The organism is Streptomyces sp. NPDC007189, assembly GCF_040703635.1.
Lineage (GTDB): Bacteria > Actinomycetota > Actinomycetes > Streptomycetales > Streptomycetaceae > Streptomyces.
Genome location: NZ_JBEYEY010000003.1, coordinates 156,992 through 179,834, shown reverse-complemented (window position 1 = coordinate 179,834; position 22,843 = coordinate 156,992). Strand labels below are relative to the sequence as shown.

The following is a 22,843-nucleotide window of genomic DNA, read 5'->3' as shown; positions in this document are numbered from 1 at the left end:
GACGGCTTTGTCGCAGCACGGCCATGTGACAGCACGGCGATGTGACAGCACGGCCTCAGTGCCCGCACGTCCGCACCGACCTCAGGGGGAACAGCACGTATGACCGCTCGCGATGTCACGCCCGCGCCGATCGACACCAGCCGTCCGCACCCCGCCCGGGTGTACGACTGGTGGCTGGGCGGCAAGGACAACTACCCGGTGGACGAGGAACTGGCGCGCAGGATCCTCGCCGCGGACGACACGGTGGTGCGCGGGGCGCGCGCCAACCGGCGGTTCATGCACCGGGCCGTGCGCACGGCGGCCGAGGCCGGGGTACGGCAGTTCCTGGACATCGGCGCCGGCATCCCGACCGAGCCCAACCTGCACCAGGTGGCGCAGGGCGTGGCCGCGGAGTCCAGGGTGGTGTACGCGGACACCGACCCGATCGTGCTGCGGCACGCCGAGGCGCTGCTGCGCGGCACCGACGAGGGCGGCACGGACTACCTCCACGCCGACGTCCGCGACCCCGGCACCATCCTGCGACTGGCCGGTGAGACCCTCGACTTCGCCCGGCCCGTCGCGCTGTCCCTGGTCGCGCTGACCCATTACCTCGGGGAGCGGGAGGACGACGTGTACGGGCTGGTCGAGCGGTACGTCGACGCGCTCGCCCCCGGCAGCTTCCTGATCCTGTCCCAGGTCACGCAGGATCTGAGCCCCGAGGGCGTGGCCCGGGCCGCCGAGCTGTTCCGCAGCAGCGGCACGCCCTTCCACCCCCGTACGCTCCCGGAGTTCTCCCGCTTCTTCACCGGCCTCGACCTGCTGGGCCCCGGCGTCATCCCGGTGTACGGCTGGCGCCCGGAGCCGGTGGACGTGGCGGCCCAGGCGGAAGGGGTCGTACCCGTCTACGCGGGCGTGGCGGTCAAGCGCTGAGCCGTACGTCGTCCGCACCCGCGTCCGGGCGGGGCCGCCGGGGCTCCGGTAGCATCGGTCGGCGCGAGCGGACGGTGCCACCGGTGAGCACGGCGGGGGAATGCGGACATGGTGAGGCGGTACGTGGTCGCTCCGGGCGGACGGTGGGGCGCCCATGGCGACATCGGGTCCGCGCTGCGCGCCGCCGGCAAGCGGCCCGGCCCGGCGCGGGTGGAGATCGAGCCGGGCAGTTACCCGGAGCGCCTGGTCGTCCGCGGCGAGATCGAGCTGGTCGCGCGCGGGGAACCCGGTTCCGTGGTGCTGAACCCGGCCCGGGGCACGGTGCTGGACGCCGCCGGGTCGGTGACGGTGCGCGGGCTGCGGCTGATCGGACGGGACGCCGACGTCGTGGACGCGCACGCCGGCGCCCTGGTGCTGGACCAGGTGGAGGTCCGGGCCCACGGCGGGGTGTGCCTGCACGCCCGGCGGGACTGCGCGGCCGTCCTGACCGGCAGTCACTTCGCTTACGGCCGGGTGCTGTTCGCGGGCGCCACCGGCACGGTGGAGCGGTGCAGGTTCACGGACGCCGCCGACAACGCGCTCGCGGTGATCGAGGGCGGCCGGGTCACGGTGCGCGGCAGCCGGATCGAGGCGAGCCGGATCCACGGGGTGCGGGTCAGCGACGCCTGGGCCGAGCTGACGGGGTGCGAGCTGACCGGCACCGGCCGGGCGGCCGTGTGCGCGGACACCCGCGCCGAACTGACCGTCGCCGACTGCGTGATCAGCGCCGTACACGGCGAGGGCGTGCTGTTCATCGAGCAGTCCCGGGGGCTGATGCGGGGCTGCCGGGTGAGCGACGCCGAACACGGGGTCGCGGTGACGACCGGCAGCGATCCGGTGGTCCGCGACTGCGTGTTCACCGGCTGCCGGGACACCGGCATCAACGTGCCGGACGGGGGGCGGGGCACCTTCGAGGACTGCGAGGTCCTCGACGCCGGGGCGGTGTCGGTGTTCGCGACCCGGGGCGGCGCGCCGACGGTCACCGGCTGCCGGATCGCCGGGGGCAACGTCGGGATCGCCCTCGTCGAGCAGGCGCGGGGCCGCTTCTCGCGGATCACCGTCCGGGACCTGACCAATGTCGCCCTGCGGGTGCGGGAGGGGGCCAAGGCCGTCTTCGAGGACGTACGCGCCGAACGCTGCGCGGCGGGCCTGGAGACGCTGGGCGACACCTCCACCACGGCGGAGCTGACCGGCGGGCGGTTCGACGACTGCCACATGGGGTCGGTGGCCTGCGGCGGTCAGTCGCGGGCCACGGTGCGCCAGGTGACCGCGCAGCACGGCATCGTGGGCTTCTCCGCCGTCGAGGAGGCCACGCTGCACCTGCACGACTGCCAGGTCGCCCAGATGGGCATGGGGCTGCTCGCCATCGGTAAATCGACGCTGTCCGCGCGGAACCTCGTCGTCACCGGACCCGGGGGACCCGGCCTCGGCGCCATGGACTCCGCGTACCTCGATGTCACCGGAACCCGTTTCACCGGCTGCGGGAAGGTCGCCGTGTCGGTGCAGGGCATGAGCGCCGGCCGGCTGGTGGACTGCAGCGTGACGGGGGCGCCGGGCGGCGTTGCCGTCCAGCACAACGGCCGGGTCGCCCTGATCTCGCTCGACTCCTCACTGCGGGTCGAGGAGCACGCCCCCGAGCCGGCCCCTGCCCCGACGACCGTCGTCAACCACTACAACGCCCCGGTCTTCACCGGCGCGATCCAGCACTCCCAGATCGCCTTCGGCAACAGCCACGTCATCCAGCGGCAGACCACACAGGACGGAGCCGGCACATGACCGATCCCGAGCGACAGGACGTCCCCGGAGGGCCGGTGTTCCACGGTCCGGTCTCCGGCAGCCAGTTGGCCTGGAACAACGAGACGGTCACCCAGAACCAGCGCCACGACATCGCCGGGCCCGGTTTCGAGGAACTCACGCAGTTCGTGCGCGACCTGCTGCGGGAACTGCCGCGTGCCGGCCTCTCCGAGCAGGACCGGGCGGACGCCGAGGCCGCGGCCGCGGAGGTGCTCGCCGAGGCCGCCGGCCCCGACGCCCCCGAGCCGGGCCGGCTGCGCCGGGCCCTGAACGGCCTCAAGGGCGCGCTGGCCACGGTCGCCACGGGCGCCGCGGCCGGAGTGGAGGCCGGCGCACAGGACTGGGCGCACCAGGCAATCAGAAACCTCACCGCCCTCATGTGAGCGCCCGTGGGCGGGAGTTCCGGGCCGCCTCCGGGGGTGCAGCCTGAGGGCGGTGTCTTCGTCGCCATGGGGGCTGTGAGCGCCCGAGGGCGAGAGTTCCCAGACCGCTGCGCGGGGGTCCCGCCGGGGCGGTGTCTTCTTCGCCGGCGGGTGCTGTGAGCGCACGTGGGGCGAGATTCGGGGCCGCTGCGCGGGGAGTGCCCCCGGGCGGTGTCTTCCTCACCGGCGGGTGCTGTGAGCGCACGTGGGCGGGAATTCCCCGGCCGCCGCGCGGGGATCCCTCCGGGGCGGTGTCTTCTTCGGCGGCGGGTGCTGTGAGCGCACGTGGGCGAGAGTTCCCCGGCTGCCGCGCGGGGATCCCTCCGGGGCGGTGTCTTCTTCGGCGGCGGGTGCTGTGAGCGCACGTGGGCGAGAGTTCCCCGGCTGCCGCGCCGGGGTCTCTCTCTCCCCCCCGGGGCGGTGTCTTCGTCGCTCTCGGGTGCTGCGAGCGACCGAGGACGGGGAGACTCCGGGCCGCTGCGCGGGGAGCGCCCCCCGGGGCGGTGTCTTCTTCACCGGCGGGTGCTGCGAGCGACCGAGGGTGGGAGCTGCCGGGCCCAGTGCCTGGGTGCGCCCCCTGCGGGCGGTGTCTCCCCCGCCGGTGGGTGCGTCGTCGGCGCTCCCGGAACGGCGATGCCGCGCCCCGCAGCGGGGCGCGGCATCCGGGGTCGTACGGGGCGTCAGGCCAGCTCGGCCGTCAGCGTGATGGTCGTGCCGGACAGGGCCTGGCTGACCGGGCAGTTCTTCTTGGCGTCCTCGGCGGCGGCGGCGAAGCCGTCCGCGTCCAGGCCCGGCACCTCGCCGCGCACGGTGAGGTGGATGCCGGTAATGCCCTCGCCCGGCTGGAAGGTCACGTCGGCCTTGGTCTCCAGCCGGGTGGGCGGCGTGCCGGCGCCGGCCAGGGCGTGCGAGAGGGCCATGGAGAAGCAGCTGGAGTGGGCGCCGGCGATCAGCTCCTCGGGGCTGGTCCTGCCGTTCGCGTCCTGGGAGCGCGAGGCCCACGTGACCGGCTGCTGCGCGATGCCGGAGGAGTCGAACGTGACGACGCCGTTGCCCTCGAGCAGGTTGCCTTCCCAGACGGTGTGCGCGGTGCGCGTGGTGGCCACGGTGGTTCCTTTCTCGTGGGATCCCGTGACGTGAGGTCCGTAACGGGGTTTTCCGTGCCCCTATCCGATCACATCCGGGCTCGTCGCACTCCGAAGACGGGCCCACGCGCGGTGAACGCGGCACGTCGCCGGCTCGGGGGCGTCCGGCCGGGCGGGCGCGGCCGGTTCTCAGGCGGCCCGCTCGTCCTCCGTGCCGCGGGTCTCGGTGTCGGCGGGCTCGGTGTCGCCGTCCTCCGTGTCGTCGGTCAGCGGCACCTGGTGGCCGTTCAGCTCGTCCAGCCAGCGGCGCAGTACCCGGTGCACCCGCTCGGCGCCGGTCAGTTCCGCCTCGCCGGCGGCCGGTGCGGACAGCTCCAGCGGTGAGAGCAGGAACGGCTGCGACTGGGCGCCGCCGAGACCGCCGTGCAAGCCGATCTGCTCCTCGAAGGCGAGGACCTCGCCGTCGGCGGGGTCGAAGGCGGAGTTCACCATGATGTCGGCGGTGTGCGGGAAGGAGTGGGTGCGGCGGACCGCGTCGGCGGCGCCGGGCCCGAAGCGGGCCAGCGGGCCGGGCTGGTCGTCGAGCTTGGCGAGCGGGATCTCGGCGCCGTGCGGGCCCAGCACCACGCCGTCGTGCTCCTCGCTCGCCACCAGCACGAAGCCGACGCCGGGGTGGTTGGCGAGGGTGGTGAGCAGGGCGGGGTGGCGGGCGTCGATCTCCTCCTTGGTCATGCGGTGCGGCACGTCCGGGAAGGAGACCAGGCCCAGGTTGCCGGAGGCCAGCACGATCGGCTCGGAGCGGCGGGCGGGGCGCTGCTGCTCGCCCTTCTCCTCCACGGGCCGGCGCAGCGCGGCCCGGACGGCGGCCCGTGCCTCGGCGCCGCTGCGCGTGCGTTCGGCGCGGCGCGGCACGTGCAGTCCGCAGCCGGCCCGCACCAGGTCGGCGAGGGTGAGGCCGTAGCGGGAGCGGAACGTCTCGCCGGGGCTCTGCCCGTGGTCGGAGAGGACGACGACGCGGTACGGCCGGGGGGCGTGTTCGGCGACCCGCTCCAGCAGGGCGAGGCAGCGGTCGAGGCGCTGCAGCACCTTCCCGGCGTCCCGGCTGCAGGGACCGGAGTGGTGGGCGACCTCGTCGTAGGCGACGAGGTCCGCGTAGACGGCGGTGCGGCCGGCGAGCATGTCGCCCATCACCGCCGCGACGACGACGTCCCGTTCGACGACGGTGGCGAAGGCGCGGACCAGCGGATACAGGCCGCCGCGGCTCACCCGGGGGCGCTGTCCGCGGATCCGGGCGCGGACGGACTGGCCGATCTCGCGGGCCACCTCGGCGACGAACGACAGCGCGGTGCGTACGGCGTTGGCAGGGTCGGAGAAGTAGGCGAAGTAACCGGCGCGGGAACGGTTCTCCCGGCCCCGGCGGCGGGCGGCGATGGACAGCACGAGGGCCTGTTCGCCGGCGCCGCCGCTGAAGAGGTTGCCGCGGCTGGCGCCGTCCACGGTGAGCAGCCCGCCGCTGCCCGTGCGCAGGATGGCGCGGCGCTGCAACTCGGCCGCGCTCGTCGGCCGGTTGCACACCATCACCTCCCCGCGGTCCTTCTCGTACCAGCGGAACGCCGGGACGTCGAAGGTGCTGCCGTGCAGGATGCCGAGCTGGCTGGCACCGGTCTGGCTGGACCAGTCGGTGCGCCAGGGGGTGAGGCGGTGGGTCGGCGGCGGACTGTCGCCGGTGGACCGTATGCCGTCGACGTTCGGCAGGTCGTCCGCCGACTGTATGCCGTCGACGGTGCGCAGCTCGCCCGTCGGCCGTATGCCGTCCCCGTTGGACCGGTCGCCCGTCGACCGTATGCCGTCGCCGGTGGACCGTACGCCGTCGCCGGTCGACAGCCAGCGGGCGACCGTCGGCATCAGACCCTTGCGGACCGCGTCCAGGAGCACGTCGTGGCCGACGCCGTCGAGTTGGACGAAGACCAGGCCGGGCGTGCTGGGGCAGGGCGGGTCGGATCTGCGGCGGCGCGCGGCGAGGCGGTGCAGCCGGCGCCGGTAGGCCTCGTCGTCGCGTACGGCGAGGGCGGCGCCGGTGGCCGACGCCACGGCGGACATCACCGCGGCCACGATGACGGCGGTCTCGGGGGCGGCCTCGCCGTGGCCGGAGGGGTTGATGCGCAGGGCGAGCAGCAGCAGGGAGCCGTTGAGGAAGAAGACCAGCAGGCCGAGCACGAGGGCGGGCACCAGCAGCAGGAGCCTGACCAGCAGCGGCCAGACCACGGCCGACAGCACGCCGAAGGCACCTGCGCCGCACCCGGCGGTGATGGCGATGCGGGTGGCGCTGTCGCCGTCGGCGGACTGGAGCCGGAAGTCGGGGAGGACGGCGGCCAGTGCCAGCATGGTGAGGGTGGACACCGCCCATACGGCGATGCTCCGTCCGAACTGACCGGCGACCCGCCGCCACCGCACCCCTCGCACGCCTTGTCCACCTCACGTCCCGGCCCTTGTCGCCCCTGCGGCGAAACGGCCCCTCTCCGGCTTCGCCGGCCCACCTGGCCGGGATCCACCTTGTCATACCGGACACGGCACACCCGGGGCCGTACCCGGCGTGAGCGGCCGGGCGGACGGTTCGGCCGGGGTGTCAGCGGCCGTCGTAGCCGGCCGTCGGCATGGACAGCCGGCGGTGCACCCGGGCCTTCATCTGCGCGTCGTACGACGGCTCTGCCCGCCCGACGGTCTCCACCCGCACGCCGCGCCGCGCGCACTCGGCGGTGAACGCCTCCACCGAGGACAGGGCCCGTCGCAGCACGCGCATGCTGGGCGCGACGAAGACGTCCACGCCGGGCCGGACGCCGTCCCACAGGGCGCCGTGGTCGAAGCGCAGTCCGCCGACGAGGAGTTCCCGGGCGATGACGTATCCGCGTTCGGCGGCCCAGCGGGCGCACATGGCGTGCTGGCTGCGGGAGTCGACGAGGAAGGGGTCGGCCTCCAGTTCCTCCAGGGGGGCCAGGCTGGCGATGGCGATGACCCGCACCGGCGCGGATGCGGGCGTGTGGGACGTACCCCGCGTCTGTCCCATGGCGTCCCCCTCACCTCCGGGTTTCGCCGCCGACCCTACTCCTGCCCGTAGGCTTCGGGGAGTCGCGTGAAGGAGGCGAAGAGGGTGCCGGTGGAGATCACCTGGTGGGGTCACGCCACCTGCACGGTGCGGGACGGGAACATACGGGTGCTCACCGATCCCCTGTTCGCGCGCCGGCTGGCGCATCTGCGGCGGCGCCGGGGCGCCCTGCCGCCGGCCGGGGCCCGGGTGGCGGACGTGGTGCTGGTCTCGCATCTGCACGCCGACCATCTGCATCTGCCCTCGCTCGCGGAGCTGGCCCCGGGCACGCGCCTGCTCGTGCCCCGGGGCGCACCACGGGCGGTGCCGGGTCTGCGCCGGCTGCGGCAGCTGCCGTTGACCGAGGTGACGCCCGGGGACGAGGTGCGGATCGGCGAGCTGCTGGTGCGGGTGGTGCCCGCGCTGCACGACGGGCGGCGGCTGCCGGTGGGCCCGCACCGCTCCCCCGCGCTCGGCTTCGTCATGGAGGGCGAGGCGCGGACGTATTTCGCCGGGGACACCGGGCTGTTCGACGCGATGGCGGAGCGGGTCGGGCCGGTGGACGTGGCGTTGCTGCCGGTGGGCGGCTGGGGGCCGTATCTCGGCGCGGGGCATCTGGACGCGGGGCGGGCGGCGCGGGCGCTGGCGCGGCTGGCGCCGCGGGCGGCGGTGCCGGTGCACTACGGGACGTACTGGCCGATCGGGATGGACGCGGTACGGCCGCACGAGTTCCATGCGCCGGGCGACGAGTTCGTGCGGCTGGCGGCGATGGCGGCGCCCGGGGTGGCGGTGCACAAGCTGGGGCACGGTCAGAGCGTGCGGCTGGAGGTCGCGCGGTGACCTGGCTCGCCGAAGCGTCGAGAGCGGCGACGACCGAGTCCACGCGGCAGGCGGTGGGCTATCCGTCGCTGTTCCTGCTGGTGCTGATCGGCGCGCTGGTGCCGGTGGTGCCGACCGGCGCGCTGGTGAGTTCGGCGGCGGTGGTGGCGTTCCATCAGACGGCGCCCCTTTCGCTGGTGCTGGTGTTCGTGACGGCGTCGCTGGCGGCGTTCCTGGGGGATGCGGCGCTGTACTGGCTGGGGCGGCGCGGCATGCGGTCCCGCAACGGCTCGCGGTGGCTGGAGGCGATACGGTCCCGGGCGCCGGAGGAACGGCTCGCGCAGGCGCGGGGGAAGCTGGCCGAGCACGGGGTCGCGGTGCTCGTGCTGTCCCGGCTGGTGCCGGCCGGCCGTATACCGGTCATGCTGGCCTGCCTGATGGCGGATTGGCCGCTCAGGAGGTTTTCGCGCGGCAACCTGCCCGCGTGTCTGGCCTGGGCGGCCACGTATCAGGTCATCGGGGTGCTGGGCGGGTCGTTGTTCAGGGAGCCGTGGGAGGGGGTCGTGGTGGCGGTGGCGCTGACCGTTCTGGTCAGCGCGATGCCGGGTGTGGTGCGGCGGTTTCGGTAGCAGGCGCCTCAGCCCGACGCCTCCAGCACCCGTGACGCACCGACCGGCAGGTCCCACAGGTCCTCCCGCTCCAGCCCCGCCTTCTCCCAAGCGGCCCGGACCCTGGTGAGCGGTTCCAGGACGGGTTCCGCCGAGAGGATGAAGGTGCCCCAGTGCATGGGGGCCATGCGGCGGGCGCCGAGGTCGAGGGTGGCCTGGACGGCCTCCTCAGGGTCGCAGTGGACGTCGCTGAGCCACCAGCGGGGGTCGTAGGCGCCGATGGGCATGAGGGCGACGTCGATGCCGGGATAGCGGCGGCCGATCCGGGAGAACCAGTGGCCGTAGCCGGTGTCGCCCGCGAAGTAGAGGCGCTGTCCGTCGGCGTCGGTGAGGACCCAGCCGCCCCACAGGCTGTGGCAGGTGTCGGTGAGGGTGCGCTTGGACCAGTGGTGGGCGGGCACGAAGTCGAAGCGGACGCCGGACAGTTCGGCGCCCTCCCACCAGTCCAGCTCGGTGACGCAGGTGAAGCGGCGGCGGCGGAACCAGCGGCCGAGGCCGGCCGGCACGAACACCGGGGTGTCGCGCGGGAGTTGACGCAGGGTGGGCGCGTCGAGGTGGTCGTAGTGGTTGTGGCTGATGACGACGGCGTCGATGCGGGGCAGGGAGGACCAGGGCACGCCCACGGGGGTGATGCGGGCCGGGGTGCCGAGGATGCGGCGGGACCAGACCGGGTCGGTGAGGACGGTGAGGCCGCCGATCCGCACGACCCAGCTGGCGTGTCCGGCCCAGGTGACGGCGAGGGTGCGGGCGTCGACGCGGGGCAGCGGGGCGGGTGCGCACGGGAGCCGGGGGATGTCGGCCAGGCCCGCCGCGCCGGGGCGTACGGCGCCCTCGCGGGCGAAGCGGGCGAGGGCCTTGAGACCGGGCAGGGGGGCGGTGAGCCGGTCGTGGAAGGTGCGCGGCCAGACGCGGTGTTCGCCGAGCGGGCGGGGCTCGGCCAGCGGGGGGAAAGGGGGCGCCAGCGGCTCCTGGGCGATGGCGCCGCGGCTGGGCGCGGCGGTCGCGGTCGTCGCGGCCGGTGCGGCTGTCGCGGTGGCGGTGGCAGTGGTCGTGGCGCTCACCGGAGTGGGCTCGCTCGCCGCAGTCGTGGGGGGCGCAGAAGTCGTGGTGCTGGTGGGGGTCGTCGGGGCCGGTGCGGGCTCGTGCGTCTCGGGCTCATGCGTCTGCTGCGTCATCGAGGAGGCTCCCATCGCTGAGCGTCGTCGCGGAGATCGTCGAGGACCGACGTCAAGGAGATCAACGCGCGTTGCACGTGTGGCAGTTCCAACGGCGCGGGTGAGGTGAGGCATTCCATGCGTTCGTCGTCCGTGCTTCCCAGCAGGGGGCCCGTGGCGAGGCGTACGCGCAGCGCCCCGAGGTCGTCGCCGAAGCGGTGGCCGCCGGGCGCGGGCATGCCGAGGCGGGCGGTGAGGAGCTCCTCCAGTTCCTGGGCGTCGCCGATGCCGTGCCCGGCGAGGGGTTCGCGCCAGGGCCCGAGGTCGGCGTACAGATGGCGGCCGGCCTGCGGCGGGCGGGCGAGCGCCCCGGCGGCGACGACGGCGGCGTGCGCGGCGGCGGCCACGCGCGCGTGCAGGCGTACGGCGGCCTCGCGGCGCTCGGTGACGGGCGGGGGTTCGTCGAGGGCGTAGCCGGCCGCGGCGGCGACGGGTGCGGCGATGCGGGCGCCGAGGGCGGTGAGGATGTCGAGCACGCGCGCGTGGAGGTGCCGTCCGGGCTCGGCGGCCGGGAAGCGGGCCACGGCGGCGGGCCAGCCGGGCGGGAGCAGGGAGCCGGCGAGGTCGGTGACGACGGTGACCCGGTCGGGCGCCATCTCGGCGGGGCTGAGCAGGACGGTGTCATGGGGATGGTGCAGGGTGTCGCGCCAGGTCTCGTCGCTGACCAGGTGCAGGCCTTCGTCCGTGGCGGCCTCGACGGTCTCGTGGAGCAGTTCGGGCGGGGCCACGGTGGCGGTGGGGTCGTCGGCGACGGACAGCACGAGCAGCCGGGGGTCGCCGCCCTCCGCGCGGACCCGGCGGACGGTCTCCAGCAGGGCGTAGGGGTCGGGGGCGCCGCCGCTCTCGGCGGGGGTGGGCACGTGGTAGGCGGGCCGGCCGAGGACCCGGGCGTACGGCGCCCACCAGGCGGCGCAGGGGCGCGGTACGAGGACGTCGCCGCCGTCCGAGGCGAGCGCGGCGGTGAGGGCCAGCAGCAGCGCGGGGGCGCCGGGTCCCGCGGCCACCTGGTCGGGGACGGTGGGCAGTCCGCGCCGGGTCCAGTAGCCGCAGGCCGCTTCGAGGAGAGCGGGGGCGCCGCCGACCGGCTGGGCGTCGGTGCGGCTCGCGGCCGCGGCGAGTACGGCGGTGAGTTCGGGCAGGACCGGGAGGCCGTCGCCGGGGAGGGGCGGGCCGTAGCGGACGGGGCCGTGGCCCTCGGGGTCCGTCCGCCGCATGTCCGCCTCCGCGCGGTCCTGGTGCCGTGTGCGCCGGCCGGGGCCGGGCGGCCGGGCCGGGCTGTGTCCTGGTGTGCTGCTGTGTGCGACAGGGGGGTGGATGGGGTTCTGGGGCTCCTCGGCGTCGGTGGTGGGCTGTGCAGCCGGTCGGTGTGATGGGCCTGCTGGTGCCCTCGGGAGGGTGTGTACCCGCCGGGCGGCACTCCAAGGGGGTGACTGGCGTTGTCCGGGTCACACGTGCGCTGACCGGCCCACGGCGGCGCGCCAGCGGCCGTACAGCCGGTAGCCGGCCCCGCCGCAGGCCGCGGCGATCAGCGTGGCGCCGGCGGCGAGGGCCGGGACCGAGTCGGTGAAGCTGCCGCCGGTACCGGCCTCGACCCCGTGCTGCACGGTGGGCGGCTCGGCGTCGCCGTCGCACCGGCCGGGCTCACGGCACGGCGACCGGTCGGCGCACTGCTCCCCCGGCCGGCAGGCGCCGACGCCGTCGTGGCCCGGGGTGAAGCCGTCACGCGTCGGTGCGACGCCGTCGTGGCTGGGGGTGATGCCCTGCTGGGACGGGGGGTAGGCGTCTCGGCTGGGTGCGAGCCCCGGAGAGGACGGAGCGACCTGAGGGGGCTGAGCGGCCTGAGGGGGCTGAGCGGGCTGAGCGGGCTGAGCGGGCTGAGCGGGCTGAGCGGGCTGAGCGGGCTGAGCGGGCTGGGTGACGCCATAACCGCCGCTCGGAGCGGCACCCGGCGTCCAGCCCTCGCGGGTGGGCGTGACCCCTTGGAGGCTCGGGGCGCCCTCACCACGGCTCGGGAGGGCGGGGTCGTAGCTCGGTGCGGCGGCGTCGGGGAACGCGGCCGGACCGCCGGCGGACGCGCACTGCTGCGGTGCGGTGCACGCGCCGGGGGCGCCCTCCGGGACGGCGGTCTGCGCCGCGGGCGGGGCGCCGGGATCGATGTCGGCGGCTGCGGCGGGCCCCGCCACGGCGAGCACGGCACCGGCGGCGAAGGCGGCGGACAGGGCACGGGCGGTGCGGCGGCGCATGGGAAGGGCTCCTCGGCAGGCACGGCGGTCGATGGTGGTGGGCGGGCGGTACGCCGGACGCCGGTACGGCGGCACGTCGGGCACCACCGCCGGTGGGACGGGGACGGCGGTGCGCGGGCACTGCCGGGCAGGCGTCGCGGGTACGGGGCACGGGCGTGCCCTCGCTGCCATCACAGCCCGCGCGGCGGCGGGGCGCGCGCGGCCGGACCCCATTCGCGGGACGGGGACGCCCAGCCGGGTGACACACACAGCCCGCCGGTTTCGGCCCGGAGTCCCCACCGCCGACCTCGCCTTACCCCACCGGCACACCCCGCTGCCCCCGGCTGCACCCCTTCGGGGAGGTTTTCCGTCTCCCGTGCAGGTGACTCGGTGTGTGCTGACCGGATCGTCCGCTCGCACCCCACCGGGGAGGTCCCTTTCATGAGCACCAAGGTCTCCGACCACATCCTGGAGCGCTTGCGCGCCTGGGGCGTGGAACAGGTCTTCGGGTATCCGGGCGACGGCATCAACGGGCTGCTCGCCGCATGGGGCCGCGCCGAGGACCGGCCGCGGTTCATCCAGTCGCGGCACGAGGAGATGTCCGCGTTCGAGGCCGTCGGGTACGCGAAGTTCAGCGGCCGTATCGGGGTGTGCGCGGCGACCTCGGGACCGGGCGCCATCCATCTGCTCAACGGCCTGTACGACGCCAAGCTCGACCATGTGCCGGTGCTGGCGATCGTCGGCCAGACCAACCGGACCGCGATGGGCGGCTCCTACCAGCAGGAAGTCGACCTGCACACCCTGTACAAGGACGTCGCCTCGGACTTCGTGGAGACGGTGACGGTGCCCGAGCAGCTGCCGAACGTGCTGGACCGGGCGATCCGCACCGCCTACGCCCGGCGCTGCCCCACCGCGCTCATCATCCCCGCCGACGTGCAGGAGCTGGACTACTCGCCGCCCACCCACGAGTTCAAGATGGTGCCCTCCAGCATGGGCATGAGCGAGTACACCATGACCCCGTCGGACGAGGCGCTGCGCCGGGCGGCGGACGTGCTCAACGAGGGCGACAAGGTGGCGATCCTGGTCGGCCAGGGTGCGTCCGGCGCGGTCGCCGAGGTGCAGGAGATCGCCGAACTGCTCGGCGCGGGCGTCGCGAAGGCGCTGCTCGGCAAGGATGTGCTGAGCGACGAACTGCCGTACGTCACCGGGCCGATCGGGCTGCTGGGCAGCCGGCCGTCGTACGAGCTGATGCGGGACTGCGACACCCTGCTGACGATCGGGTCGTCGTTCCCGTACACCCAGTTCATGCCGGACTTCGGCAAGGCGCGCGGGGTGCAGATCGACATCGACCCGCACATGATCGGCATGCGTTTCCCGTACGAGGTGAACCTGGTCGGCGACGCGAAGGCGACGCTGCGGCGGCTGATCCCGATGCTGAAGAGCGACCGGGGCGGGCGCGAGTGGCACGACACGGTGTGCGCGAACGTCAAGCGCTGGCACGAGACGATGGAGCGGCGGGCCCATCTGTCCGCCGACCCCATCAACCCCGAGTACGTGGCGCGGGCGCTGGATCCGCTGCTGCCGGACAACGCGATCCTGACGTCCGACTCCGGGTCGGTCGCCAACTGGTACGCGCGGCACATCACGATGCGGCCGGGCATGCGCGGTTCGCTGTCGGGCACGCTGGCGACGATGGGGCCCGGTGTGCCGTACGCGATCGGCGCGAAGTTCGCGCATCCGGACCGGCCGGTGTTCGCGCTGGTCGGCGACGGGGCGATGCAGATGAACGGCCTGGCGGAGATGATCACGGCGGCGAAGTACAAGGACCGCTGGTCGGATCCGCGGCTGGTGGTGGCGGTCTGGAACAACCAGGACCTGAACCAGGTGACGTGGGAGATGCGGGCGATGGAGGGCGCGCCGTCGTTCCTGCCGTCGCAGGAGATCCCGGACGTGCAGTACGCGGCGTTCGCCCGTTCGCTCGGTCTCACCGGCATCCGGGTGGAGAAGCCGGAGGGCGTGGAGGCGGGCTGGCGCGCGGCGCTGGAGGCCGACGGGCCGTGCGTGATCGAGTTCCTCACCGACCCCTCCGTGCCGCCGATCCCGCCGCACGCCACCTGGGAGCAGATGGAGGCGACGGCCTCGTCGATCCTGAAGGGCGACGCCGAACGCAAGTCGATGATCAAACAGGGGCTGAAGGCGAAGGTGCAGGAGTTCCTGCCCGGCAAGGACAAGAGCTAACGCCCTGGAGGAAGACATGCAGCGAGGCAGTGACCGGCTCAACGTCCACCGGGACGACGAGATGAAGCACGAGCTGAAGGGACTGCTCAGGTCCGGGCATCCGACCCGGGTCGAGGAGTGGCACGACCCCGAACCGGCCGCGGACGACGACCCCGAGGTGTGGAGCGGACCCGTGGGCGGCCTGGGCGCGCCGGCGTCGCTGGAGCGGGTGCGCTCCGAGCTGGCGCGGACCCTGAGTCGGGGATCCTTCCCGGCGACCGCGCGGGACGTGGCCCGGATGCTCCGCCGGCAGAACGCGCCCGGCACGCTGGTCGACGCGGTGGCCCGGCTGCCGCAGTCGGCGCGGTACGAGAACGTCCAGCAGCTCGCCGAGGCGCTGGTGGGGGGCGCATGAGGCGGGGCCAGGCGGCCGAGATCGCACAGGGCGCCGCTGTCGACGCCGACGTGGCGACCACCAGGTTCCTGCTGTACGGGCTGCTGCCCGGCTGGTTCGCGCCGGGGCTCGCCGACTGGGCGATGCACCGGCGCACCCGCATCGAGGAGACGGTGGGGACGAAGGAGTCCGTCATCCACGCGCTGATGATGGCCGAGGTCGGGGTGCCGATCATGCTGACCCTGCGTTACCGGGTCAATCCCCGGCTGCTGAGCCTGCTGCTGGCGGGTGCGCTGGTGCACGAGGCGACGGCGTTGTGGGACGTGCGGACGGCCGTCGACAGCGACCGGGAGGTCAGGCCGGCCGAGCAGCACATCCACAGCTTTCTGGAGTCGCTGCCGTTCGGTGCGCTCGCCTCGCTGATGTGCCTGCACGCCGACCAGGTGCGCTCGCTGGTGCGCGGCGGTGAGGGCGATCCGGACGCCTGGCGGCTGCTGCCGCGCCGGCGTCCGCTGTCACCGGGCTATCTGGCGGGCATCGGCCTGGCGGTCGGCCTGTGCGTGGTGCTGCCGTACGGCGAGGAGCTGCTGCGGTGCCGGCGGGCCGCACGGGAACGGAAGGGAGATCGGAAGTCATGCGTATCGCGTTTTTGGCGGCACCGGAGGGTGTCGAGCAGGTAGAGCTGACCGAGCCGTGGAAGGCGGCCTCGGACGCCGGGCACGAGCCGGTGCTGGTGTCGACGAAGCCAGGGGAGATCCAGGCCTTCGACCATCTCGACAAGGGGGACACGTTCCCGGTGGACGAGGTGGTGGGCGAGGCCTCGGCCTCGTCGTTCGGCGCTCTGGTGCTGCCCGGCGGGGTGGCCAATCCGGACTTCCTGCGCATGGACGACAAGGCCGTGGCGTTCGTGAAGGAGTTCTTCGAGGGCGGCCGTCCGGTCGCGGCGATCTGTCACGCGCCGTGGACGCTGGTGGAGGCGGACGTCGTACGGGGCCGGGTGCTGACCTCGTGGCCGAGCCTGCGGACGGACATCCGCAACGCGGGCGGCACCTGGGTGGACGAGCAGGTGAAGATCTGCGACCACGGCCCCAACGTTCTGGTGACGAGCCGCAAGCCGGACGATCTGAAGGCGTTCTGCGACGCGTTCGTGCACGTGTTCGCCGGGGATCCCGGCTGAACCGCCGTATCTGGAAGAGGCCGTATCTGGAGGAGAAGGGGCCGGCTCGCACGGGCCGGCCCCTTCTTCATGCGCAGGTCGTCCTGGTTGCGCCTCAGGTGCCGGAGGCCTCCGGAGTCGCCTCCTCGCCGCACCGCCGGTCCCGGGCGCCCTCCCGGGTGCGGGCCGCGCTCACCAGGCGGCGCGGGTTGCGGCGCAGATACTCGCCCTCCAGCTGCGCCATGCGCTCGTTGTGGGTCCGCAGCGCGTCGTTCGAGCCGTACAGGAGGGTGTCGTGGCGCGTGCGGTGGATCGTCTCCAGCTCCTTCATGAGCTGCTGGTCGTCCAGCCGGCTGGGGTCGACTCCGGTCATTGGTACCCCGCTCGTCGTGTCCGTGTCCGTGGGTCCCGGTCCGGGTACCCGCCCGGCAGGCAAGGCACTGCCCCCGAGCGGTTTCCGGGAGGAATCCATGGAGCTGGCGTTCCTGAATCCACTGTACGAACATCCGGGGTCCTGGGCCTCCGCATACGTCGACACCTCCTTGCACACGGAGGACCAGCAGCAACGGCGTCATCTGAACGCGGAAGCGGTCACCCGGGAGCTGGCCCGGCAGGGTGCGGACGAGCCCACGTGCCGGGCGGTGCACGACGCCCTGGAGGCGCTGCAGCGCTCGCCGGAGCCGTACGGCCGGGCGGTGTTCGCCCGGGACGGCGAGGTGGTCCTGGAGGTGCCGCTGACGCGGGGCCCGCAGGACGCCGAGGCGTACTGGGGCCCCCTGCCGCGGGTGACACCCCTGCTGGACCTGGCCGGCGAGGACCCGCTGTCGCTGGTGGCCTACATCGACCGGACCGGGGCCCGCATCGAGCTGCGCAGCGCGCTGCTGCACGAGGAGGCCGGGCAGGTGACGGGCCGGCAGTGGCCGATGCACCGGTCGAAGGCCTCGGACTGGTCCGAGCGGCACTTCCAGCTGAAGGTGGAGGACACCTGGGAGCACAACGCGGGCGAAGTCGCCAAGGCGCTGGCCTCGTGCCAGGAGGAGACCGGCGCCGACCTGCTGATCCTGTGCGGGGACGACCGCGAGCGCAGGTCGGTGCACGAGCAGCTGCCGAAGGCGCTGCAGGACCGCGTGATGGAGACCTCGCGCGGCAAGGACAGCAACCTGCTGCCGCAGGAGGTGGAGGAGATTCGCGCCGAGCACGTACGGCAGCGGGTCCTGGCCGAGGTGGAGCGGTTCCGGGCGGCGCGGACGCCGGACGAGGAGCAGCGGGCCGCGGCCGTGGACGGGCTGCCGCGGCTGATCGAGGCGGCGCGCGAGCACCGGCTGGCCGAGCTGCTGATCCGCCCGGACGCGCCCGACACGCGCCGCGAGGTGTGGATCGGTGAGGACCCCGACCAGCTGGCGGCCCGCCGGGAGGAGCTGAAGGCCATCGGCGAGCGCAAGGCGTGGCAGGCCCGCGCCGACGACGCCCTGGTCCGCGCCGCGGTGGTGACGGACGCACCGGTCCTGTCGCTGACCCCGGCAGGGGAGGACACCGGCGACGAACTCGCGGGCGGCCTGGCGGCACTGCTGCGCTGGAAGTGATCTACGTCCGCCCCGGTGAACCGGACGGGACGGAGCGCGGTCGCACCGGCCCCGGCCCTGGTGGGGTCAGCGTGCCCGGTCGACCCTGCGCTCGTCCCAGACCGGTTCCGGCGTCTCACGCACACGCCCGTCGGCGCCGAAAACGAGGTAGCGGTCGAAGGAGCGGGCGAACCAGCGGTCGTGGGTGACCGCGACCACCGTGCCCTCGAAGGCCTCGAGGCCCTCCTGCAGGGCCTCGGCGGACTCCAGGTCGAGGTTGTCGGTCGGCTCGTCCAGCAGCAGCGCCGTCGCGCCGGCCAGTTCCAGCAGCAGGATCTGGAACCGGGCCTGCTGGCCGCCGGAGAGCCGGTCGAAGGTCTGCTCGGCCTGCCCGGTCAGCTCGTAGCGGCGCAGCCGTGACATGGCGGCGCCGCGGTCCTGGGCGTGCTCCTTCCACAGGATGTCGAGCAGGGTGCGGCCGTGCAGTTCGGGGTGCGCGTGGGTCTGCGCGAAGTGGCCCGGTACGACGCGTGCGCCCAGCTTCCACCGGCCCGTGTGCGCGACGTCCTCGCCGGCCAGCAGCCGCAGGAAGTGGGACTTGCCGGAGCCGTTGGAGCCGAGGACCGCGACCCGTTCGCCGTAGAAGACCTCCAGGTCGAAGGGGCGCATCAGGCCGGTCAGTTCGAGTCCCTCGCAGGTGACGGCCCGTACGCCGGTGCGGCCGCCCTTCAGGCGCATGGTGATGTCCTGCTCGCGGGGCGGCTCCGGCGGCGGGCCGGCCTCCTCGAACTTGCGCAGCCGGGTCTGGGCGGCGGCGTACCGGGAGGCCATCTCGTGGCTGACGGCGGCGGCCTGCCGCAGGTTCAGGACCAGCTTCTTCAGCTGGGCGTGCTTCTCGTCCCAGCGGCGGCGCAACTCCTCGAAGCGGGCGAAGCGTTCCCGGCGGGCCTGGTGGTAGGTGGCGAAGCCGCCGCCGTGCACCCAGGCGTCGGCGCCGGCCGGGCCGGGCTCCACGGAGACGATCCTCTCGGCGGCGCGGGCGAGGAGCTCGCGGTCGTGGGAGACGAACAGGACGGTCTTGCGGGTCTGTCCGAGCTGCTCCTCCAGCCACCGCTTGCCGGGTACGTCGAGGTAGTTGTCCGGCTCGTCGAGCAGCAGCACCTCGTCGGTGCCGCGCAGCAGCGCCTCCAGCACGAGGCGTTTCTGCTCGCCGCCGGAGAGCGTGCGCACCTGGCGCCACTGGGCCTTGTCGTACGGCACGCCGAGCGCGGCCGTGGTGCACATGTCCCACAGGGTCTCGGCCTCGTAGCCGCGCGCCTCGGCCCAGTCGGCGAGGGCCTGCGCGTACGCCAGCTGGGCGGCCTCGTCGTCGACGGTCATGATGGCGTGCTCGGCCTGGTCGACGGCCTTCGCCGCCTGGCGGATGCGGGGCGGGGCGACGGACACGAGCAGGTCACGTACGGTCGTCTCGTCCCGTACGGAGCCCACGAACTGACGCATGACGCCGAGGCCGCCGCTGACGGTGACGGTGCCGGCGTGCGGTTTCAGCTCACCGGAGAGCAGCCGCAGCAGGGTCGTCTTCCCCGCGCCGTTCGGCCCCACCAGTGCGACGGTGGAGCCTTCTCCCACCCGGAAGGACACATCCCCGAGCAGGGTCCTCCCGTCGGGGAGGTGGTACTCGAGGTGCGCGGCTTCCAGATGTCCCATGGGCAGGGATTCTCCGGGGCGGCACGGGTGCCGGGCAAACGCTTATCGGTCGGCCCGGCGGGAGCCCTCCCGCGCTGCCCCGCCCTTCCACCGGCTCCCCCGCACTACCCCGCCGTGTCCACCGGCTCCCCCGTCGGCCCCGCCTCTCCGGCGGGCTGGACGGTGGCGCCCTCCCAGGACAGGGCCTTCCAGCCGTCACAGGGAGAGCCGTCCAGGACGACGACGCCGGTGTTGCTCAGCGGGTGGGCGGCGGCGAAGGCGACGTCGACGTTGGCGGCGCGGGCGGCGGTCCACATGCGGATCGCGGCGCCGTGGCTGACCATCGCGACGGTGCGGGCGCCGCTCGCCGCGGCCTCGGCCATCACGGCGTCGTACCGGGCCAGGGCCTCCTCGCCGCTCTCCCCGCCGGGGATGCGCGCCGCGGTGTCGCCGGCCGCCCACGCGAAGATCGTGCGCATGTAGATCCGGCCTTCGGGCGACTCGCCGGGCAGCATCTCCAGGTCGCCGGCGGACACCTCGCGGATGCCGTCGCGGACGATCACCTCCAGGCCCCGCTCGGCGGCCAGCGGGGCGGCGGTGAGCCGGGCGCGCAGCAGGGTGGAGGCGTACAGGGCCTCGATGTCCTCGCCGGCGAGCGCCTTCGGCAGGGCGGCGGCCTGCGCCTCGCCGAGCGGCGTCAGCGCCGGTCCCGGCACGGTGGTGTCCAGCAGGTGGCCGATGTTGGACGGGGTCTCGCCGTGGCGGACGAGGAGCAGGCGCATGCGCGGGGACTCCTTACGGCGCCGGTCGGTCGCCCGGCAGGGCCGGGCACGGGCCCGGCGCGGGCAGGCACAAGGAACGGGCACTTCAGGGTAACCGCACCCCATGAGCCCAGATGTGGACCTGACCGCGCGCATGACGAACCGCAGCCCGCTGTGCCGGCTGCTGGAGCTGGACGGCCGGCTGTTCGAGGCGGCGGCCGCCTGGCACTGGCCCGGCGCCGAACGGGTGCTGCCCCGCCTGAGCCGGGGGGCGAACCACGGGGTGTTGTGGTTCGCGACGGCGGCGGCGATGGCCGCGATCCGCACCCCGCGGGCCCGCCGTGCCGCCGTCCGCGGCCTGGCCTCGCTCGGCGTGGCCTCGCTGGCCATCAACACGGCCGGCAAGCGCTCGGTGCGCCGGGCGCGGCCGGTGCTGGACCCGGTACCGCTGGTGCGGCAGCTGAAGCGGCAGCCGATCACCACGTCCTTCCCGTCGGGGCACGCGGCGTCGGCGGCGGCGTTCGCGACCGGGGTGGCCCTGGAGTCCCCGGCGTGGGGGGCGGCGGTGGCGCCGGTGGCGTTCTCGGTGGCGGCCTCCCGGGTGTACACGGGGGTGCACTTCCCGAGCGACGTGCTGGCGGGGGCGGCCCTCGGCGCGGGCGCGGCCTTCCTGGTACGGCGGCTGGTGCCGACCCGTGCGCCGGTGCGGCACGGGGTCCGGTCGCGGGCCGAGGTGCCCGCGCTGCCGGAGGGCGAGGGTCTGGTGATGGTCGTCAACCGGGCCTCGGGGACGGCGGACCGGGTGCGCGCGCTCGGTGACGCGCTGCCGCGGTCGGAGATCGTGGAGTGCGCGCCGGACGACGTCGGCGACGCGCTGGCGAAGGCGGCGGCCCGGGCGCGGGTGCTGGGCGTGTGCGGGGGCGACGGCACGGTGAACGCGGCCGCGCGGATCGCGCTGCGGCACGGCCTGCCGCTCGCGGTGCTGCCCGGCGGCACCCTCAACCACTTCGCCCTCGACCTGGGTGTGGAGGACGAGCGCGACCTGGCCCGTGCGGTCCGGCACGGCGAGGCGGTGCGGGTGGACGCGGTCCGGTATGCCACCGGCGACGGCGAGGGCGTGTGCCTGAACACGCTGAGCCTGGGCGTCTACCCGGAGCTGGTGCGGGTGCGCACCCGCTGGTCGCGCCGGATCGGCGGCTGGCCGGCCGGGCTGCTGGCCGCGCTGCGGGTGCTGCGCGCGGACCGGCATCCGCTCGAGGTGGAGCTGGACGGTGAACGGCGGCCGCTGTGGCTGCTGTTCGTGGGCAACGGCGTCTACCACCGGATGGGTCTCGCGCCCGGCCGCCGTACCGATCTCGCGGACGGGCTGCTGGACGTGCGGGTGGTGCACGGCGGCCGGCGGCCCGCGCTGCGGCTGCTGGCGGCGGCCGCGGCGGGCCCGCTGACCGGTTCCGCCGGGCACGCGGCGGTGCAGGTGAAACGGCTGCGGCTGACCGGTCTCGCACCGGGCACCCCGCTGGCGTACGACGGCGAGGTGACGGCCGTGTCGGGCGAGGTCACCGTGGAGAAGCTGCCGGAGGCGCTGACCGTCTACCGCCCGCTCACCACCATGTCCTGACGTAGCGTCAGGACATTGGCTGACGAGACGTCAGTCCAGCATGCAAAACGCCAGTCTCATTATTCGGCATGCGCGCGTACCGTTGGGCGTACCAGCGGTGACGAGGGTGAAGGGGACCAGCCATGCCGAAAGCGCAGGAGACCGCCGTCTACACGCACGGGCACCACGAGTCGGTGCTGCGGTCGCACGTCTGGCGGACCGCGGAGAACTCCGCGGCCTATCTGCTGGGCGTCCTCAAGCCCCACATGAGGATCCTGGACATCGGGTGCGGCCCCGGCACCATCACGGCCGACCTGGCGGAACGGGTCCCGGACGGCCATGTCACCGGGGTCGACCACGCGCCGGACGTCCTGGAGCGGGCCCGGGCCACCGCCGCCGGGCGGGGCCTGACGAACGTGGACTTCGCGGTCGCCGACGTGCACGCCCTGGACTACCCGGACGACACCTTCTGCGTGGTCCACGCCCACCAGGTGCTGCAGCACGTCGGCGACCCGGTGCAGGCGCTGCGCGAGATGCACCGCGTGACGAAGCCCGGCGGCTTCATCGCGGTACGCGACGGGGACTACGCGGCGATGACCTGGTACCCCGCGCTGCCGGGCCTGGACGCCTGGCTGGACCTGTACGAGCGGGTGGCCCGCGGCAACGGCGGCGAGCCGGACGCCGGGCGCCGGCTGAAGGCGTGGGCGCTGGCCGCCGGGCTGACGGACGTCACCGCCACCTCCAGCACCTGGACCTTCGCCACGCCCGAGGAGCGGGCCTGGTGGAGCGGCCTGTGGGCGGACCGCACCCTGGCCTCGGCCTACGCCGGACGGGCCGTCGGGGGCGGGCACGCCACCGCCGAACAGCTGGCGGCCGTGTCCGAGGCCTGGCGGGAGTGGGGCCGGCGGGAGGACGCCTGGTTCGCGGTGCTGCACGGGGAGATTCTGTGCCGTAAAGCCGTCTGATCCTGGGAAACAGTGCGCCGGAAGGAAGCCTGATCCGCGGAATTCGGGAAACACGGATCGCAGGAGGTTCACACTATGGTTCCCATTCTTCTGGTACTGCTTCTGGCGCTCATTCTTTTCGGCGTCGGATTCGCTGTAAAGGTTCTCTGGTGGGTCGCCCTGGCAGTGCTGGTGATCTGGCTGCTGGGCTTCCTGGTCCGCAGCACCACCGCGGCGGGCGGCAGGGGCCGCTGGTATCGGTGGTGAGTGAG

At 74.2% G+C, this 22,843-nt stretch carries 21 protein-coding genes and 1 pseudogene; 13 read left to right on the top strand and 9 right to left on the bottom strand.

What is annotated here, in order from left to right; translation table 11 throughout:
• Positions 1-99: 99 nt before the first annotated feature.
• From AB0950_RS06995 to AB0950_RS06985, 3 genes are all read left to right on the top strand, one after another.
• Positions 100-909, top strand: a complete 810-nt coding sequence (locus AB0950_RS06995) for an SAM-dependent methyltransferase (protein WP_366777986.1) — start codon at positions 100-102, stop codon at positions 907-909.
• 108 nt (positions 910-1,017) lie between these two features.
• Entirely contained in the window at positions 1,018-2,724 is a 1,707-nt protein-coding gene (locus tag AB0950_RS06990) for a right-handed parallel beta-helix repeat-containing protein (protein ID WP_366777985.1), read from the top strand.
• The gene (locus AB0950_RS06985) at positions 2,721-3,125 is read left to right on the top strand and encodes a hypothetical protein (RefSeq protein WP_360155736.1); all 405 of its coding nucleotides are present in this window, start codon (positions 2,721-2,723) and stop codon (positions 3,123-3,125) included. Before AB0950_RS06990 ends, AB0950_RS06985 begins: the two co-directional genes overlap by 4 nt.
• 719 nt (positions 3,126-3,844) lie before the next feature.
• On the opposite strand, the gene AB0950_RS06980 is transcribed toward AB0950_RS06985, so the two are convergent.
• The 3 genes from AB0950_RS06980 to AB0950_RS06970 all read right to left on the bottom strand — a co-directional run bounded on the left by AB0950_RS06980 (position 3,845) and on the right by AB0950_RS06970 (position 7,313).
• Positions 3,845-4,270 (bottom strand): OsmC family protein, encoded by a 426-nt coding sequence (locus tag AB0950_RS06980; RefSeq protein ID WP_360155733.1) that lies wholly within the window; start codon positions 4,268-4,270, stop codon positions 3,845-3,847.
• 168 nt (positions 4,271-4,438) lie between these two features.
• Positions 4,439-6,712 (bottom strand): phage holin family protein, encoded by a 2,274-nt coding sequence (locus AB0950_RS06975; protein WP_366777984.1) that lies wholly within the window; start codon positions 6,710-6,712, stop codon positions 4,439-4,441.
• A gap of 163 nt (positions 6,713-6,875) precedes the next feature.
• Complete coding sequence (locus tag AB0950_RS06970) at positions 6,876-7,313, bottom strand: hypothetical protein (protein ID WP_330336916.1); 438 nt, start codon at positions 7,311-7,313, stop codon at positions 6,876-6,878.
• Between the two features lie 84 nt (positions 7,314-7,397).
• Here AB0950_RS06970 and AB0950_RS06965 point away from each other — a divergent pair, with 84 nt between their 5' ends.
• Positions 7,398-8,171: an MBL fold metallo-hydrolase gene (locus AB0950_RS06965; RefSeq protein WP_366778173.1), complete on the top strand. Its 774-nt coding sequence runs from the start codon at positions 7,398-7,400 to the stop codon at positions 8,169-8,171.
• The gene (locus tag AB0950_RS06960; RefSeq protein WP_366777983.1) at positions 8,168-8,779 is read left to right on the top strand and encodes a VTT domain-containing protein; all 612 of its coding nucleotides are present in this window, start codon (positions 8,168-8,170) and stop codon (positions 8,777-8,779) included. Before AB0950_RS06965 ends, AB0950_RS06960 begins: the two co-directional genes overlap by 4 nt.
• Before the next feature lie 8 nt (positions 8,780-8,787).
• On the opposite strand, the gene AB0950_RS06955 is transcribed toward AB0950_RS06960, so the two are convergent.
• The 3 genes from AB0950_RS06955 to AB0950_RS06945 form a co-directional block, all read right to left on the bottom strand.
• The gene (locus AB0950_RS06955) at positions 8,788-10,008 is read right to left on the bottom strand and encodes an MBL fold metallo-hydrolase (RefSeq protein WP_366777982.1); all 1,221 of its coding nucleotides are present in this window, start codon (positions 10,006-10,008) and stop codon (positions 8,788-8,790) included.
• Complete coding sequence (locus AB0950_RS06950) at positions 9,990-11,246, bottom strand: aminotransferase class I/II-fold pyridoxal phosphate-dependent enzyme (protein WP_360155720.1); 1,257 nt, start codon at positions 11,244-11,246, stop codon at positions 9,990-9,992. The genes AB0950_RS06955 and AB0950_RS06950 overlap by 19 nt, the downstream gene beginning before the upstream one ends.
• A 231-nt stretch (positions 11,247-11,477) precedes the next feature.
• Positions 11,478-12,275: a hypothetical protein gene (locus AB0950_RS06945; RefSeq protein ID WP_366777981.1), complete on the bottom strand. Its 798-nt coding sequence runs from the start codon at positions 12,273-12,275 to the stop codon at positions 11,478-11,480.
• Positions 12,276-12,695: 420 nt separating this feature from the next.
• On the opposite strand from AB0950_RS06945, the gene AB0950_RS06940 reads away from it, so the two are divergent.
• The 4 genes from AB0950_RS06940 to AB0950_RS06925 are packed head-to-tail and all read left to right on the top strand — an operon-like array spanning position 12,696 to position 16,042.
• Complete coding sequence (locus AB0950_RS06940) at positions 12,696-14,492, top strand: thiamine pyrophosphate-requiring protein (protein ID WP_360155714.1); 1,797 nt, start codon at positions 12,696-12,698, stop codon at positions 14,490-14,492.
• Positions 14,493-14,508: 16 nt separating this feature from the next.
• Positions 14,509-14,886, top strand: coding sequence for a DUF2795 domain-containing protein (locus tag AB0950_RS06935; protein ID WP_360155711.1), 378 nt, complete (start codon positions 14,509-14,511; stop codon positions 14,884-14,886).
• Complete coding sequence (locus AB0950_RS06930; protein WP_360155708.1) at positions 14,883-15,545, top strand: diguanylate cyclase; 663 nt, start codon at positions 14,883-14,885, stop codon at positions 15,543-15,545. Before AB0950_RS06935 ends, AB0950_RS06930 begins: the two co-directional genes overlap by 4 nt.
• Positions 15,500-16,042 carry a type 1 glutamine amidotransferase domain-containing protein gene (locus AB0950_RS06925; RefSeq protein ID WP_360155705.1) on the top strand — a complete coding sequence of 181 codons (543 nt, stop codon included), beginning with the start codon at positions 15,500-15,502 and terminating at the stop codon, positions 16,040-16,042. The genes AB0950_RS06930 and AB0950_RS06925 overlap by 46 nt, the downstream gene beginning before the upstream one ends.
• Positions 16,043-16,136: 94 nt before the next feature.
• Here the strand turns inward: AB0950_RS06925 and AB0950_RS06920 are convergent.
• Positions 16,137-16,413 (bottom strand): annotated as a pseudogene (locus AB0950_RS06920) (DUF6158 family protein); the annotation flags it as partial.
• A gap of 78 nt (positions 16,414-16,491) precedes the next feature.
• On the opposite strand from AB0950_RS06920, the gene AB0950_RS06915 reads away from it, so the two are divergent.
• Positions 16,492-17,604 (top strand): Vms1/Ankzf1 family peptidyl-tRNA hydrolase, encoded by a 1,113-nt coding sequence (locus AB0950_RS06915; protein WP_360155702.1) that lies wholly within the window; start codon positions 16,492-16,494, stop codon positions 17,602-17,604.
• 66 nt (positions 17,605-17,670) lie between these two features.
• Here the strand turns inward: AB0950_RS06915 and AB0950_RS06910 are convergent, their stop codons facing one another.
• Both AB0950_RS06910 and AB0950_RS06905 read right to left on the bottom strand, forming a co-directional pair.
• Complete coding sequence (locus AB0950_RS06910; protein ID WP_360155699.1) at positions 17,671-19,290, bottom strand: ATP-binding cassette domain-containing protein; 1,620 nt, start codon at positions 19,288-19,290, stop codon at positions 17,671-17,673.
• Positions 19,291-19,394: 104 nt separating this feature from the next.
• Positions 19,395-20,051, bottom strand: coding sequence for a histidine phosphatase family protein (locus AB0950_RS06905; protein ID WP_360155696.1), 657 nt, complete (start codon positions 20,049-20,051; stop codon positions 19,395-19,397).
• A gap of 103 nt (positions 20,052-20,154) precedes the next feature.
• Between AB0950_RS06905 and AB0950_RS06900 the strand changes: the two genes are divergently transcribed.
• The 3 genes from AB0950_RS06900 (at position 20,155) to AB0950_RS06890 (ending at position 22,838) form a co-directional block, all read left to right on the top strand.
• Positions 20,155-21,648, top strand: coding sequence for a phosphatase PAP2 family protein (locus AB0950_RS06900; RefSeq protein WP_360155693.1), 1,494 nt, complete (start codon positions 20,155-20,157; stop codon positions 21,646-21,648).
• 122 nt (positions 21,649-21,770) lie between these two features.
• Complete coding sequence (locus tag AB0950_RS06895) at positions 21,771-22,592, top strand: class I SAM-dependent methyltransferase (protein ID WP_360573322.1); 822 nt, start codon at positions 21,771-21,773, stop codon at positions 22,590-22,592.
• Positions 22,593-22,667: 75 nt separating this feature from the next.
• Positions 22,668-22,838 (top strand): hydrophobic protein, encoded by a 171-nt coding sequence (locus tag AB0950_RS06890; RefSeq protein ID WP_360155687.1) that lies wholly within the window; start codon positions 22,668-22,670, stop codon positions 22,836-22,838.
• The last annotated feature ends 5 nt before the right edge of the window (positions 22,839-22,843 follow it).